Below are 15,442 nucleotides of genomic sequence, written 5' to 3'. Positions count from 1 at the left end.
CGCCAAGGGCGCTTCATCGGCGGCTGACCGTGATGGAGAACCGGTAACCTTCACCGCGCAGCGTCTGCACCAGTGCCTCGCCACCGGGTGCCGCCTGGGCCAGCTTGCGCCGCAGGCGGCTGATGCCCAGATCCACGGCGCGGTCGAACGACTCGCTGGCATCGCCCCGGGTAAACAACATCAACTGCTCACGGCTGAGCACGCGACCGGCGCGCTCGGCCAGCGCCCGCAAAAGCGCGAACTCACCAGTGGTGAGGGTGACCTCGGCCCCGGCGGGCGTCAGCAAGCGATGGTGTTCCAGCTGCAGCTGCCAGCCATCGAAACGCAGCACTGCGGCCTGCGCGCTGTCGGCCTGCTTCTGCGCACGCCGCAGCAGCGCGCGCACCCGCGCCAGCAGTTCGCGCGGGTCAAAGGGCTTGGCCAGGTAGTCATCGGCGCCCACCTCCAGGCCGATCACGCGGTCGGGCGTGCTTGCCATGGCACTGAGCATCAGGATGGGCGTGCCGCGCGACTGCAGGCGACGGCACACCGACAGCCCATCTTCGCCGGGCATCATCCAGTCCAGCACGATGAGGTCGGTGCCCTGCTGGGCAAGCAACTCGTCCAGTGCGGCCGCATGGGCCGCTACCCGGACGTGGTAGCCATGCGCGCGCAGGCAGTCGGCGATCGCTTCCCGGATGCTGAGGTCATCATCGACCACCACGATGTCGGTTGCTGCAGTCATGCAACGATTATGGCGCGCGTTTGTATCAGGACTGTATCGGGCGATGCCGGTGCGGACATCTGCCGGATACGCCGATGGGCTGAAATGGCCTCCCTAATGGAGATCTACACGATGCGTATCCGTACCCTGCTGGCGTTTGCCTGCATGACTGCGCCGCCGCTGATGGCCGCCCCGGCCGACCCGCAAACCCACGTACTGCCGATGTGGATGCAGGGCGGGCATCCCACCGTGGCGCTGCAGCTGGGCGACAGCGTCGAGCCGCTGCACTTCGTGATCGACAGCGCCGCCGGGGCCACTGTGGTGGATGAGGCCACGGCACGCCGTCGGGGGCTGGAGGATACGGCCAGTGCCGAGACACGCGTGGAAGGCGCTACCGACAGCAGCACGGTGCTGCGGCGTACCCGTAACGCGAGCTGGCACCTGGGCACCTTCGCCTTCGAGGCTGCGATGCTGCAGACCGATCTGAGCCGGCTTGCCGGCGGTGCCGGCCGCCGCATCGACGGCATTCTCGGCAACGATGTCACCAGTCGCTTCGACACGACCTATGACATCGCTGCGCAGCAGGTGCTGCTGCAGGCAGCCGGGTCACTTGTGCATGATGACGCCTGCCTGCGCAATGCCTTGCCCGGGCGTGACGCCAGCATGCAGCGCTTCGGCTTCGTGCAGATGCAGGTGCCCGGCACCGACGTGGAGGTGATCGCCGTTGTCGACACCGGCGCGGCACAGACAGTGCTGAACAGAGCGGCCGCCGCCGCGCTGGGCCTGCGCACTGACGGCAGCGATGCACGGGTGATGGTGCGTGCCAAGGGGACGCAGGGACTGGGCGAACGGGTGATGGAGACCTGGCTGGCGCCGCTGCCGGGGTTGCGCATGGGCCGTTGGCAACACCCGACGCTGGAAGTGCGCATCAGTGAACTGCCGGTGTTTGCCTCGCTGGGACTGAAAGAACGCCCCGCGTTGATCCTGGGCGCAGATGCGATGATCGACAGCCGCGTACAGATAGGCAGTGGCGCCGAGTGGATCTGCCTGCGCCGCAGTGCACAGCCGCAGGTAAACGTCGCGCCGGCCGCCGCTGGCTAGCTGTGCTGCGGATCATGCGCACAAAAAACCCCGCCTTGCGGCGGGGTTTTTTGTTACAGCAGTACAGCAGTGCAGCGGGACTTAGAAGTCCATGCCGCCCATGCCACCCATGCCGCCCATACCACCGGCGCCACCCATGGCCGGCTCGTCCTTCTTCGGAGCGTCGGCAACCATGGCTTCGGTGGTGATCATCAGGCCAGCGATCGAGGCTGCGTTCTGCAGCGCCGAACGGGTCACCTTGGTCGGGTCCAGGATGCCGAACTGCAGCATGTCGCCGAACTCGCCGGTAGCGGCGTTGTAGCCGAAGCTGCCGGTGCCTTCCTTGACCTTGTTGACGATGACCGACGGCTCTTCACCGGCGTTGGCAACGATTTCGCGCAGCGGGGCTTCCATCGCGCGCAGGGCGATCTGGATGCCGTGGTTCTGGTCTTCGTTGCCACCCTTCAGGCCAGCCAGTGCGGAGACCGCACGGACCAGGGCAACACCGCCGCCCGGGACCACGCCTTCTTCAACGGCTGCACGGGTGGCGTGCAGGGCGTCGTCGACGCGATCCTTCTTTTCCTTCATTTCGATTTCGGTCGACGCGCCGACCTTGATCACGGCAACGCCACCGGCCAGCTTGGCCACGCGCTCCTGCAGCTTCTCGCGGTCGTAGTCCGAGGAGGTGTCTTCGATCTGGGTCTTGATCTGCGCAACGCGCGAATCGACCGCAGCCTTGTCACCCACGCCATCGATGATGGTGGTGTTTTCCTTGGAGACCTGCACCTTCTTGGCGCGACCCAGGTCCTTGATGGTGGCCTTTTCCAGCGACAGGCCGACTTCCTCGGAGATCACGGTACCGCCGGTCAGCACGGCCATGTCTTCCAGCATCGCCTTGCGACGGTCGCCGAAGCCCGGCGCCTTGACGGCCACGACCTTGACGATGCCGCGGATGGTGTTGACCACCAGGGTCGCCAGCGCTTCGCCTTCGACTTCCTCGGCAACGATCAGCAGCGGCTTGCCGGCCTTGGCGACGCCTTCCAGCACCGGCAGCAGGTCACGGACGTTGGAGATCTTCTTGTCGTGCAGCAGGATGTACGGGTCATCCAGGTCAGCGGTCTGCGACTGCTGGTTGTTGATGAAGTACGGGGACAGGTAGCCGCGGTCGAACTGCATGCCCTTGACCACGTCCAGCTCGTTGTCCAGGCCCGAGCCTTCTTCAACGGTGATCACGCCTTCCTTGCCGACTTCCTTCATCGCGTTGGCGATGATCTGGCCGATCGACTCGTCCGAGTTGGCCGAGATCGTGCCGACCTGGGCAATGGCCTTGTCGTCAGCGGTCGGCTTGGAGATGTTCTTCAGCTCGGCGACGGCAGCCACGACGGCCTTGTCGATACCGCGCTTGAGGTCCATCGGGTTCATGCCGGCAGCAACGGCCTTGGCGCCTTCGCGGATCAGGGCCTGGGCCAGCACGGTGGCGGTGGTGGTGCCGTCGCCGGCGTCGTCGTTGGTACGCGAGGCGACTTCCTTCACCATCTGCGCGCCCATGTTCTCGAACTTGTCAGCCAGTTCGATTTCCTTGGCGACGGACACGCCGTCCTTGGTGATGGTCGGGGCGCCGAAGCTCTTCTCGAGCACGACGTTGCGGCCCTTCGGGCCCAGGGTGGCCTTGACGGCATTGGCGAGAACGTTGACGCCGCGCACCATGCGCGAACGGGCGTCTTCACCGAAACGAATATCCTTGGCAGCCATTGCGTTTACCTCATTGGTAGCGCCGGGCCATGCCCGGCGGCTGGGTGTTGGAATCAGGGGATGAAGCAGGTCGCGCCGACGCTCAGCCGATGACGGCGAGCACGTCGTCTTCGCGCAGGACCTTGTACTCGACGCCTTCGCTCTTGTACGAGCTGCCGGCGTACTGGCCGTAGATGACCTTGTCACCGACCTTCAGCGACGGAGCGCGCACGTTGCCGTTGTCCAGCGGCTTGCCCGGGCCCACGGCCACGACTTCACCCTTGGTGGACTTTTCCTTGGCGGAGTCCGGGATCAGGATGCCACCGGCGGAAACTTCGTCGGCTTCGATCGGCTTGACCACAACGCGGTCGTGCAGCGGCTTGATGCTCATGTGGGACCTCTTAAGTTATTGATTGGTCTGAAAAAGTCCGGCGATGTTAGCACTCGCACCAGGCGACTGCCAGCAACGCGCGTGAAAAAGCCCGACAGGTCGGGAGCACGACAGAGATGGAGACCTCCGGAGGCCTTTCAAGGCCCGCCCCCGAAATTTTTCCCGGCGGCCCGGCGGCGCTCCATTCCTGCGCGGACGCCTTTATAGGGATGCGTCGCGGCAAGCCAAGGGGGAATTGGCCACCATTTGGTGACCGCCGTCGCACTGTCAGATATCTGGCGTTCATTTACGACAAAGTGTCACCGGATCGGCTTTAGGGTGGCCCGGCATTCCCAATCACAAGGAGTAGTCGATGCGATTGCTGTCCCCGCTCGCCGCCGCCTGCCTGCTGGCACTGGCTGCCGCGCCGGCCCAGGCCGAGGTCTTCATCAACGAACTGCACTACGACGACAGCACCGCTGCCGGTGACGTCGGCGAAGCCATCGAAGTGGTCGCCACTGCCGGCGAAGATCTGTCCGGCTACCGCCTGTACCTCTACAACGGCAGCAATCCGTCGTCCGCCACGGTCTACGCCAACAACGCGGTGCCGGCCGGAACCGCGGCCAGCTGCGGCAGCGCCACCCTGGCGGTGGTCACCTACCCCAGCAACGGCCTGCAGAACGGTGCCAACGACGGCATCGCCCTGGTCGACGCCAGCGGCAAGGTGGTCCAGTTCCTCAGCTACGAGGGCGCGATCACCGCTTCCGGTGGCCCCGCCGCCGGCATGACCAGCCAGAACATTCCGGTTGCCGAAACCAACAGCACCGCGGCGGGCACCTCGCTGCAGCTGACCGGCAGCGGCAGCCAGTACGCGCACTTCACCTGGGCCGAATCGGCCAGGCAGACCTTCGGCAGCTGCAACAACAACCAGACCTTCAGTGGCGGTGGCACCCCGGGCCCGAACACGCCGCCGTCGGTGTCCACCACCACGCCGGCACAGGGCAGCAGTACGTTCCCTGCCGCCGCCGACCTGGAGGTGGTGTTCAGCGAGACGGTCAACCTCGCCAGCGGCGCCTTCGCACTGACCTGCGGCACGTCGGGCAGCGTGCCGCTGACCTGGCCGGCCAGCGGCAAGAGCGTGAAGCTGTCGACCAACACTGCGCTGGTCGCCGGTGAAGCCTGCCGCTTCGACATCCGTGCCGCACGCATCACCGATGCGCAGGGGGCACACCCGGCCGCCGACAGCCGCATCGCCTTCACCGTGGCCACCATCACCGGCAATCCGGACCCGGGCAATCCCGGCGGACCGGCCGGTTACTACTCGAAGGTCAACACCAGCAGCCCCAGCCAGCTGCGCTGCTCGCTGCATGCCACCATCAAGGGCCATACCGCGTACCCGTACAGCGGTACCGGCACCAGCACCTGGACCATCCTGGAAATCGCCGACGAAGATCCGAACAACAGCGGCCGGATCCTCGATGCGTATCGCAACCACAGCTTCGCCAAGGTGACCGACCGTGCAGGCAGTGGCAGCGGCCTGAAGTACAACCGCGAGCACACCTGGCCGAACTCGCTGGGCTTTGCCAGCACCACCGGCGACAAGGGCCTGCCGTACGCGCCCTACACCGATACCCACATGCTGTACCTGACCGACGCACAGTGGAATGCCGACCGCGGCAACAAGCCGTTCGGCAAGTGCGATGCCAACTGCGGCGAGCGTGCCACCGAAGCCAACAACGGCCACGGCGGTGGCAGCGGTGGTTACCCGGGCAATTCGAACTGGGTACGTACACCGGATGGCAATGCCGGTACCTTCGAGGTGTGGGGCCATCGCAAGGGCGACATGGCACGCGCGGTGATGTACATGGCCATCCGCTATGAAGGTGGCAAGGATGCGGCCACCGGCCAGTCCGAACCGGACCTGGAACTGACCGACGACCGCAGCAAGATCGTCAAGACCAGCAGCTCGCCGGCCTACATGGGCCTGCTGTCGACCCTGATCGACTGGCACCTGTCCGATCCGCCGGATGCCGCCGAGCAGGCGCGTAATGACGTGATCTACTCGTTCCAGGGCAACCGCAACCCGTTCATCGACCACCCCGAGTGGGCCACCCCGGCCCTGTTCACCTCGGCCAAGCCGGCCACCTGCCAGCTGGCCAACTGACCGCGCAACGCTGCCGTGCACTGCCGTCGCCGGGCCCTGCCCCGGCGACGGCCCTATACTCGACGGTCATGTCGACCGTCGATCCCGTCCTGCTGCTGTTGACCACCTGCCCGGACCGGGCCAGTGCCGAGCGCATCGCGCATGCGCTGGTCGCCGGGCATCTGGCTGCCTGCGTCACCCGCCTGGACGGCGCACAGTCGACCTACCGCTGGCAGGGTGAGGTCACCACCGACGCCGAGCTGCAGTTGCTGGTGAAGACCACCGCAAGCCGCGTCGATGACGCCATCGCCCGGATCGTCGAACTGCATCCGTATGAACTCCCGGAGTGCATCGCGGTCGAAACCCGGGCCGGCCTGCCGGCGTATCTGGACTGGATCCGGGCACAGACCCGGGAGGACACTGATTGAAGACTCTGTTTGCGCGTGGCGCCGCCTTGTGCGCTCTGTTGTGGCTTTCATTGCCGGCCTTCGCGCTGGATGAGAAGGATCTGCTGCCGGTGGACCAGGCGTTCGCGCTGACCGCCAGCGCGCCCGAGCGTGGCCAGATCCAACTGCAGTTCAAGATCGCCCCGGGCTACTACCTGTATCGCCACCGCACCACGGTGAAGGCCGATCCGGCGTTCAATGCCGCTGCGCTGCAGATGCCAGCTGGCAAGAAGCACCACGACGATTTCTTCGGTGAGGTGGAGACCTACCGCGAGCGCCTGCAGGCCACCCTGCCCGGCGCGCCCACCGATGCCGCCGGCACCATCAGCCTGGAAGTGCGTTACCAGGGCTGCGCCGATGCTGGTGTGTGCTACCCGCCGCAGAAGCGCGTGGTGCAGGTGACCCTGCCCGGTGCAGGCGGTGCGGCGGCCACGCTGCCGACCGCACGCGCCACCGGTGCCAGTGCGTTCAACAACCCGCTGGCCGGCGCCGGCAGTGGCGGAGGCTTGCGGCTTCCGGGCACCAGCAACAGCCAGTCACTGCCGCTGCCGTCGGATCAGGCGTTCGGCTTCGATGCCATCGCCAGCGATGGCAATACCCTGCTGCTGCGCTTCAGCCCGGCACCGGGCTATTACCTGTATCGCGACCGCACCTCGCTGAAGCTGGAAGGCAGCGCCGGGGTATTGGCCGACAAGCCGCGTTGGCCGGCGGCGCAGTCGCACCGCGACGAGCACTTCGGGGATGTGGCGGTCTATTTCAACCAGGTGGAAGTGCCGGTGCCGCTGCGCCGCAGCCGCGCCGAGGCGGTCGACAGCACGCTGGTGGTGACCTTCCAGGGTTGCCAGACCGATGGCATCTGCTACCCGCCGATGACCCGCCGGGTGAAGTTGTCGATCCCCGCCGGCAAGGCCAACACCACCAGTGATGCACCTGCCGCACGCGACGACGTGATTCGTTCGCTGCCGGCTTCGGCCACTGCCGGCACCCGCGAGGGCGCCAACGGCACACCGCTGCGCCTGCTTCCGACCGTGCCCAACGACGCACCGGCCGCCACGGCTGGTGCCGACGCCGGCAATGGCCCACGCGATGCCTTCGCCGCCGACGCGCAGCAGGACAATGCGCTGCGTACCAAGGCTCCGAGCCGCGTACCGAAAACCGACAGCTCGCTGCTGTGGGTACTGCTGCTGGCACTGGGCGGCGGCCTGGTGCTGAATCTGATGCCCTGCGTGCTGCCGATCCTGTCGCTGAAAGTGCTGAGCCTGGCGCAGAGCGGTGAAAGCGCCGAGCGCGCCCGCAGCCACGCCATGTGGTACACGCTGGGCGTGCTGGTCGCCTTTGCGGTGATCGGCGCACTGATGGTCGGCCTGCGCATGCTCGGCAATGCGGTCGGCATCGGTTTCCAGCTGCAGCATCCCGGCGTGGTTGCGGCGTTGGCCTACGTCATGTTCGCGGTGGGCCTGAGCCTGTCCGGCGTGTTCACCATGGGCGGCGGCATCGGCAACTTCGGCCAGTCGCTGGCGCGACGCAGTGGCCCGGCCGGCGATTTCTTCACCGGCGTGCTGGCCTGCGTGGTCGGCAGTGCCTGCGTGGGGCCGTTCTTCGGCCCGGCGGTGGCCTATGCCTTCGTTGCACCGCCAGTGGCTGCGATGCTGGTGTTCCTGTTCCTCGGCCTGGGCCTGGCCCTGCCGTTCCTGCTGATCGGCTTCGTGCCGGCGCTGGCCCGTCGGCTGCCCAAGCCGGGCCCGTGGATGGAAACCCTCAAGCACGTGCTGGCCTTCCCGATGTACGCCGCTGCGTTGTGGCTGCTGTGGGTGCTGGGCAAGCAGCGCGGCGTGGACGGCATGGCGCTGGCGCTGGGTGGTCTGCTGCTGCTCACCGGCGGCCTGTGGCTGTTCGAGCGCAGCCGCTGGCGCAGCCAGCGCGCGGCCGGGCTGCTGGGCGTGCTGCTGGTGATCGCCGCGCTGGTGCCGGTATGGGGTGTGACCCAGCTGGCACCGCCGGCGCGTGCTGCACAGGCGAGCAGCGAGAACGTGGTGGATTACTCGCCGCAGATGCTGGACCGCCTGCGCGCCGACAACCGCGTGGTGTTCGTCAACATGACCGCCGACTGGTGCGTGAGCTGCAAGGCCAACGAACGCGCGGTGCTGTCGCGCCCGGAGTTCAAGGAACTGCTCAAGCGCACCAACGCGGTATACATGCGTGGCGACTACACCAATGTCGACCCGCAGATCACCGCGTTCCTGGATGAGCACAAGGCCGTGGGCGTGCCGCTGTACGTGGTGTACGGCCCCGGCGCCCCGCCGACGGTGCTGCCGACCCTGCTGACGCAGGCGCTGGTGGAAGAAGCGCTGCTGCGCACCGCGCGATGAAGTGGCAACGGCCAGCGCTGCTGTGGACAGCAGTGCTGGCTGCCGGCCTTGGCCTGTGGGCCGGCAACCGGTTGGCGCCGGAGCCGGCGACGGAAGCTGCAGCGCCTGCCGTATCGCCACCGGCGCTGCCGATGCTGCGGCCCGGTGATCCGCTGCCGGCGCTGGTGCTTGCCGACGCTGAAGGCCACGCGCTGGATATCCGCGAACGCTTCAAGGGCCACCCATTGCTGATCAATGTGTGGGCCAGCTGGTGCGGCCCCTGCGTGGAAGAGATGCCCGAACTGGCCCGCTTTGCCGAGGGTCAGGGCGCACACGGCGTGCAGGTGTTGGGCCTGGCACTGGATACGCCGGACGGCGTGCGTGATTTCCTGCAGCGGGTGCCGGTGGGCTACCCCATCGTGCTCGATACCCCTGGCCCACGCGATGCCAGCGTGCAGTTGGGAAACGCACAGGGTCTGCTGCCCTACAGCGTGTTGTTCGATGCGCAGGGACGGATGGTGAAGGCCAAGCTCGGACCGTTCGCGCATGGCGAAATCGAAGGCTGGGCGAAGTAGGTCGGCAGGGCTGCGCCCTGCACCTGCACCTGTAGATGCACCTGTAGATGCAGATGCAGATGCATTCAGGCAACAGCAACAGCAACAGCCGAAGCAACGGCCAAAGCGGCATTGCGTGGGATGGCGGGGCGGTGTCGGACTGCGGGGACGCCGCAAGTACGTCCTTGTAGGCTTGGCCGCGGCATCCATGCCGCGGACACCCCGCACTCCGACACCGCCCCACCTCTGACAGATTTCCGGTGTCTGATGGATCCACCTCGTGCGTGGATGAATCTTCATCGGAATCGAATATCTCGACAATTGAACGAAGAGCATCCACGCGTGGCGTGGATCTACGTCGACCAAGGTCGACACCCACCAGAGCATCACAGAACGCCGTCCCGACAGGTCGCGGACAACTGTCGAAGGCGGGGTGGGTCCGGTGGCGGGGGCGTGAGCCGCATGGATGCGGCGACCGAGCTTACATGGGCGTACTTGCAGCGCCCCCCCGCAACCGGACCCACCCTGCCTACCCTCAGGAAGCTCGCTTTTGATTCGGCTGTTGCTGCTGAGGTTGCCGGCCAGCGGCCGGCACTACCGCTTCGGCGGGTGCAGGGCGCAGCCCTGCCGGCACCCCCTCCTTGACCGCAGCGGCCCGCGACCCGGAGAATTACGAGATTAATTCTCATTTGCTGTTGCGCAGGATGCGGGCGGCAGCCTCGACGGCCCTCGATCCCGATGTTCAAGAACGTCCTGTTCCAACTGCACTGGCTGCTGGGCATCAGCGCCGGTGCCATCCTGGCCGTGATGGGCCTGAGCGGTGCCGTCCTGTCGTTCGAGGATGAACTGCTGCGCGCGGCCAATCCCGGCTTCGCCGAGATCGCCGAGCACCATGCCGACAACCAGCAGCCGCTCGCCCTGAGCGAGCTGGTGCCGTTGCTGCAGGCAGGCAGCGAGCGGCCGCTGCAGCGCCTGCGGGTGGATGCCAGCGGCCAGCGGCCGTCGGTGGCACGCTTTGCCGGCGGCAAGGACCACTGGGTGTATTTCGACCCCTACAGCGGCGAGCGCTTCAGCTCACTGCGTGGACAGGCCTTCTTCGATTTCGTCGAGGACCTGCACCGCCACCTGGTCGCCGGTGAACGCGGCTCGTGGATCACCGGCAGCTGTGCGATCGCACTGTTGTTCTTCACCCTGTCCGGGCTGTACCTGCGCTGGCCACGCCGCTGGTGGCACTGGCGCAGCTGGCTGGCGGTGGAATGGGCGCGCAAGGGCCGGGGCTTCCTGTGGAGCCTGCATTCGGTGATCGGCACCTGGGTGCTGCTGATCTACCTGATGAGCGCACTGACTGGGTTGTGGTGGTCGTTCGACTGGTATCGCAACGGGCTGACCCAGCTGCTGGGTGTCGCGCCCCCCGCCAGGCACAAGGTCGCCACGGACCTGCCCCTGGATCTGCACAAGGTCGAGGCCACGCTGTATGCCCTGCCCGGCGTGCGCCAGGGCTTCATCGACCTGCGCCTGCCGGAGAAGCCCGGTCAAGCGCTCAACGTACGGGTGATGTCGGCAGATCCCGCACAACGGGGCGGCCATCACGACCGCGCACATGACCTGCTGCAGCTCGATCCGGCCACCGGCGCGGTCCTCGACGCGCGCCCCTACGCGCGCCAAGGTGCCGGCGGCCAGCTCACCACCAGCATGTTCGCCCTGCACTCGGGCAGCTTCTTCGGCATGCCCGGGCGCATCGTGGTGATGCTCAGCAGCCTGGCCATGTGCCTGTTCTTCGTTACGGGCTGGCTGTTGTACCTGGACCGCCGCCGCGGCCAGCGTGCCGCCCGCGCGCTGCGGCAGACCGTGCCGGCAGCAGCACCCCATGCCGCGGGCACGCCGTGGCTGGTGGTGCATGCCAGCCAGAGCGGCCTGGCCGAACAGTTGGCCTGGCGTGCGGCGGCGCAGCTACAGGCCGCCGGCCACGCGGTGCAGGTACTGCCGCTTGCGCGCGTGACTGCCGCGCAGCTGCAGGCCACCACGCAAGCGCTGTTCGTACTCAGCACCTTCGGTGATGGCGAACCACCGGACAACGCACGGCGCAGCGCGCGCCAGTTGCTGGCACAGCGTCCGGATCTTTCCGGGCTGCGTTACGGCATGCTCGCGCTGGGTGATCACCAGTACGCACAGTTCTGCGGGTTCGGCATCCAGATCGACGACTGGTTGACGCGCTCGGGCGCGCAACCCTTGTTCGCCCGCATCGACGTCGATGCTGCTTCGGTGGGGGCGCTGCGCCAGTGGCAGCTGCAGCTGACCGGACTCACTGGCATCGATACCGATGACAGCGTGTTGCCGGCCGCCACAGTGATGCACGGCTGGCGCCTGCTCGGCCGCACCCTGCTCAACGCTGGCAGCGTCGGCGGCCAGATCTGGAAGATCCGCCTGGCACCGCCGGCCGATGTCGATTGGCAGGCCGGCGACATCCTGCACATCGCGCCCCGCCACGACGCGATGCATGCCAGCGCGGTACTGCGCGCGCATGGCCTGGATCCCCAGCAGCCACAGCTGATCGATGGCGTTACCAAGACCCTGCTGGAACTGGCCAGCGAACGCGTGCTGCCCGAACCCGGCCGCGCGTTGCAGGTGCAGGATGCAGGCCTGTGGTTGTCGGGCCTGCCGTCACTGCCTGGGCGTGAGTACTCGATCGCCTCATGCGCCGCCGATGGCGAAGTGGAGCTGGTGGTGCGCCTGGTCCACGACGCAGCAGGCCGCGCAGGACTGGGCTCGGGCTGGCTGGCCCTGCATGCGCCGCTGGACGGTGCGATAGCCGCCCGCGTGCATCGCAACCCGGGCTTCCATCGGCAGCCGGGCGCGCCGATGCTGCTGATCGGCAACGGCACGGGCATCGCCGGCCTGCGCAGCCTGCTGCGCGAAGCCGCGCACCAGGGCGAGCACGGTCACTGGCTGCTGTTCGGCGAGCGTCAGCGCGCGCACGATTTCCTGTTCGCCGACGAGATCATCCAGTGGCAGGATGACGGGCATCTGCTGCGTCTGGATCAGGCCTATTCGCGTGATGTGGACGATGGCAGCTACGTACAGCATCGACTGCGCGCTGCGACCGATGAACTGCAGGCGTGGTTGGCACGAGGTGCAGTGATCCATGTATGTGGATCGCTGCACGGCATGGCCGAAGGCGTGGACCAGGTGCTGCGCGAGGCACTGGGCGATGAAAGGGTGGAACTGCTGCTGGAGAATGGGCGCTACCGGCGCGACGTGTATTGAATCCGTTCGCCGGGCATGGCCCCGGCGCTACCCGTCATGGGTTTCAACGGTAGCGCCGGGCCATGCCCGGGCGAAGGCGATCAGGCCATCACGCCGCCGCCCGTGCCCGGCGCTCGGGCTGCAGCCGGAACGCGGCCACCGCTTCGGCCAGCGCGCGCACCTGGGTCTGCATCTGCGCAGTCGACGCGCCGGCCTCTTCCACCAGGCTCGCATTGCGCTGCGTGCTGGCCTCCATCTGTACGACGGTCTGGTTTACCTGGGCAATGCCTGCATGCTGTTCGTGCGAGGCACTGCGGATACCGGCCAGCAGACCGGCTAACTGCTGCACGCTGCTGACGATCTCGTCCATCGTCGTACCTGCCTGCTCGGCCTGCGTACTGCCTTGGTCGACCCGCGTCACCGAATCCTCGATCAGCCCCTTGATCTGCTTGGCCGCATCGGCACTGCGCTGGGCCAGCAAGCGCACTTCGGCCGCCACCACCGCGAAGCTTCGGCCCTGCTCGCCTGCACGCGCGGCCTCCACTGCCGCGTTGAGGGCCAGGATATTGGTCTGGAAGGCGATGCCGTCGATCAGCTGGATGATGTCGCCGATGCGCCGCGACGCCGCACTGATGCCCTGCATGGTGGCCACCACCTGGCCAACCGCACTGCCACCGCGCTCGGCAACCCGGGCGGCCTCACGTACCAGTCCATCGGCGCGCTCCGTCGCATCGGCATTGCGGCCTACGGTATCGGTCAGTTCATGCATCGATGCAGCGGTTTCTTCCAGGTTGGCGGCCTGCTGTTCCGTGCGCTGGGAAAGATCGTGATGGCCGGCGACGATTTCGCCCACCCCCACATCCAGGCGGACGGTGGCCTGCTGGATGCGGGTGACGATGTGGCCCAGCTGCGCGACCGTGGCGTTGGCATCGTCACGCATGCGGGCGAACACGCCCTGCAGGTCGCCTTCCAGGCGCACGCTCAGGTCGCCGCGTGCCAGTGCGGCCAGCAGCGCCTGCAGGTCGCCGAGGTTGGCCTCGAAGGTGGACAGCAGTCGGTTGATGCTGGTCGACAGCGTGCGCACGAAGCCCTGCTTTCCCTCCAGTACAATGCGCCCCTGCAGCTCGCCATGCGCCGCCGCGTCGACCAGTGCCGCCACTTCGGTTTCCAGCAGTGTCTCCAGCGCGCGGCTGCGCCATTCGACTGCCACGCCGAGGAAGTGGTCGTCCTCGACGATGGCGTTGGCGATCAGCTGGTAGCGGGTGCCGGCGTGGCCGATCTCGCGCTCTTCGCGCTGACGGACTCCAATCAGCCCCGCCAGTACCGGGTGCAGGCGGACCGCGTCGCTGCCAAGCAACGTCTCTGCGGGAAGATCCAGCAGCTGCAGCAGCGCTGGATTGGCGTAGGCCACCTGCCCTTCCGCGTCGACCACCATCAAGCCGGTCTGCGCACTATCCAGCGCCTGCCGCACGCGCGTGTTGCCGCGCGCAACTGCGCGCTCGGTTTCGATCCGCGCACGCAGGCGTTGCTGCATGTCGACCAGGCACTGCGCAAGCTGGCCGATCTCATCGTTGGCGTTGTGCACGCGCAGCGTGGTGTCGAGCCGATCATCGGCGATATCGCCAGCGAAACGCAGGGTGTCCTGGATCGGTCGACGCACCGCGCGGACGACCAGCACCAGGCTGGTGATCAGCACACCGGCCACCAGCAGCAGGGTGGCCACGAACAGCACGCTGGCCATCCGTGCGCCCGACTGCTGACGAAGCTGCGCCTGGGCCAGTGCCGCAGTCTGCGCCTGCTGGAATGTGGCCAGTGCCGGACCCACGGCTGCCGCCGTCTCGAGCAGCGACTGTGCTTCCACATCCAGGCCGACACGCGCGGCGGTATAGCCCAGCAGCGCGGCCTGGTAGGCCTCCATGCCCGTGCGCATGTGTTCCTGCACCTCGGCTGGCAGGCCCGCCAATGCCAGATCGAAAGGCAGCTTTTCTTCGCTGGCACGATCGGCGTGGGTGGAGTCGCCATCGAGCAGCAGCAGCGCTTCCTGCCGCCGCATCCGCTGCACATGCAGGGAAAGCGCAGGGCGCTCCAGCGCGTCCACCTGTGCCTGCAGTGCGTCGGCGGACTGCTGCAGCTGCGCGGCCAGGCCTGCGTCGCCGCGCCCCATCTCATCCACCCGCTCGAACAACGCGGCGATGCCCTGTGAGAATGCGTCGACGGCTTCAGTCATCGCCTGCAACGCCTTGCGCCGACCCGCATCCATCGGCATTGCACGCAACGCCTGCAGATCCTGCTTCAACATCCGTTGCGTGGCCAGCAACTGGCTGCGGTCGGCATCGTCGAAACTTCGCGCATACTGGGTCTGCAGGCGCCGGGCCTCGGCCACCCGCGCTGCCAGCGAATCGACGCGGTCACTGCCGTGCTGGTAGCTGGCCTGATCGCGCGCGGCCTGCCTGCTCGCATGGCTGGTCCAGGCATGCACGGCGGCGATCGCCACCAGGCCCAGGCTGCAGACCAGCAGGGTCGCCTTGAGCTTGTCGGCGACGCTCAGCCGATGGGGCTGCAACCAGCGCAGCAGGCCAGGGAAACGGAAACGCAACCCGGCAACGCGGCTACGCAGGGACCGAAGGTGGGGAACGACGGCCGACATGACAGACTCCAGGCGGAAGGACGCACCTGTATCGACCGGTTGCAGCAGAACTTTAGCCCCGGATTGATTCCTGCCACGAGCGGCGGGCAGTTGTCGCTGTTGTACCGGCCGCAGGCGACCGGGGGATGACACCGGCGGGATGCGCTTGACCTCAACCCCGGTTGCGGTATCACAGTG

10 protein-coding genes are annotated in these 15,442 nt (G+C 67.1%); 6 read left to right on the top strand and 4 right to left on the bottom strand.

Annotation, left to right across the window (positions count from 1 at the left end):
- Window positions 1–13: 13 nt before the first annotated feature.
- On the bottom strand, window positions 14–724 hold the full coding sequence (locus TEP_RS02015; RefSeq protein WP_132823992.1) for a response regulator transcription factor: 711 nt from the start codon (window positions 722–724) through the stop codon (window positions 14–16).
- Between the two features lie 111 nt (window positions 725–835).
- Between TEP_RS02015 and TEP_RS02010 the strand changes: the two genes are divergently transcribed.
- Window positions 836–1,804 (top strand): aspartyl protease family protein, encoded by a 969-nt coding sequence (locus TEP_RS02010; protein ID WP_132823990.1) that lies wholly within the window; start codon window positions 836–838, stop codon window positions 1,802–1,804.
- Between the two features lie 81 nt (window positions 1,805–1,885).
- On the opposite strand, the gene groL is transcribed toward TEP_RS02010, so the two are convergent.
- Together groL and TEP_RS02000 are read right to left on the bottom strand one after the other, a co-directional pair.
- Complete coding sequence (gene groL, locus TEP_RS02005; RefSeq protein WP_049467197.1) at window positions 1,886–3,535, bottom strand: chaperonin GroEL; 1,650 nt, start codon at window positions 3,533–3,535, stop codon at window positions 1,886–1,888.
- A gap of 82 nt (window positions 3,536–3,617) precedes the next feature.
- On the bottom strand, window positions 3,618–3,905 hold the full coding sequence (locus TEP_RS02000) for a co-chaperone GroES (protein WP_025878649.1): 288 nt from the start codon (window positions 3,903–3,905) through the stop codon (window positions 3,618–3,620).
- Window positions 3,906–4,257: 352 nt separating this feature from the next.
- Here TEP_RS02000 and TEP_RS01995 point away from each other — a divergent pair, with 352 nt between their 5' ends.
- From TEP_RS01995 to TEP_RS01975, 5 genes are all read left to right on the top strand, one after another.
- A complete protein-coding gene (locus TEP_RS01995; RefSeq protein ID WP_132823988.1) occupies window positions 4,258–6,048 on the top strand; it encodes an endonuclease in 1,791 nt (596 codons plus the stop codon).
- 68 nt (window positions 6,049–6,116) lie between these two features.
- Entirely contained in the window at window positions 6,117–6,455 is a 339-nt protein-coding gene (gene cutA / locus TEP_RS01990; RefSeq protein WP_132823986.1) for a divalent-cation tolerance protein CutA, read from the top strand.
- On the top strand, window positions 6,452–8,842 hold the full coding sequence (locus TEP_RS01985) for a protein-disulfide reductase DsbD domain-containing protein (protein ID WP_132823985.1): 2,391 nt from the start codon (window positions 6,452–6,454) through the stop codon (window positions 8,840–8,842). The genes cutA and TEP_RS01985 overlap by 4 nt, the downstream gene beginning before the upstream one ends.
- Window positions 8,839–9,396 carry a TlpA disulfide reductase family protein gene (locus TEP_RS01980; protein ID WP_132823983.1) on the top strand — a complete coding sequence of 186 codons (558 nt, stop codon included), beginning with the start codon at window positions 8,839–8,841 and terminating at the stop codon, window positions 9,394–9,396. The genes TEP_RS01985 and TEP_RS01980 overlap by 4 nt, the downstream gene beginning before the upstream one ends.
- 717 nt (window positions 9,397–10,113) lie before the next feature.
- Entirely contained in the window at window positions 10,114–12,639 is a 2,526-nt protein-coding gene (locus TEP_RS01975; RefSeq protein ID WP_132823982.1) for a sulfite reductase flavoprotein subunit alpha, read from the top strand.
- 88 nt (window positions 12,640–12,727) lie between these two features.
- Here TEP_RS01975 and TEP_RS01970 read toward each other — a convergent pair whose 3' ends face one another.
- Window positions 12,728–15,265, bottom strand: a complete 2,538-nt coding sequence (locus TEP_RS01970) for a methyl-accepting chemotaxis protein (RefSeq protein WP_132823980.1) — start codon at window positions 15,263–15,265, stop codon at window positions 12,728–12,730.
- Window positions 15,266–15,442: the final 177 nt, after the last annotated feature.

Source organism: Stenotrophomonas sp. TEPEL, assembly GCF_004348785.1.
Classification (GTDB): domain Bacteria; phylum Pseudomonadota; class Gammaproteobacteria; order Xanthomonadales; family Xanthomonadaceae; genus Stenotrophomonas; species Stenotrophomonas indicatrix.
This window is presented reverse-complemented; position numbering and strand designations above follow the sequence as displayed.

Excerpts from the sequence above, each read along its gene's own strand:
- TEP_RS02015 (WP_132823992.1), bottom strand. The coding sequence starts at position 724 with ATGACTGCAGCAACCGACATCGTGGTGGTCGATGATGACCTCAGCATC.
- TEP_RS02010 (WP_132823990.1), top strand. The coding sequence starts at position 836 with ATGCGTATCCGTACCCTGCTGGCGTTTGCCTGCATGACTGCGCCGCCG.
- groL (WP_049467197.1), bottom strand. The coding sequence starts at position 3,535 with ATGGCTGCCAAGGATATTCGTTTCGGTGAAGACGCCCGTTCGCGCATG.
- TEP_RS02000 (WP_025878649.1), bottom strand. The coding sequence starts at position 3,905 with ATGAGCATCAAGCCGCTGCACGACCGCGTTGTGGTCAAGCCGATCGAA.
- TEP_RS01995 (WP_132823988.1), top strand. The coding sequence starts at position 4,258 with ATGCGATTGCTGTCCCCGCTCGCCGCCGCCTGCCTGCTGGCACTGGCT.
- cutA (WP_132823986.1), top strand. The coding sequence starts at position 6,117 with ATGTCGACCGTCGATCCCGTCCTGCTGCTGTTGACCACCTGCCCGGAC.
- TEP_RS01980 (WP_132823983.1), top strand. The coding sequence starts at position 8,839 with ATGAAGTGGCAACGGCCAGCGCTGCTGTGGACAGCAGTGCTGGCTGCC.
- TEP_RS01975 (WP_132823982.1), top strand. The coding sequence starts at position 10,114 with ATGTTCAAGAACGTCCTGTTCCAACTGCACTGGCTGCTGGGCATCAGC.
- TEP_RS01970 (WP_132823980.1), bottom strand. The coding sequence starts at position 15,265 with ATGTCGGCCGTCGTTCCCCACCTTCGGTCCCTGCGTAGCCGCGTTGCC.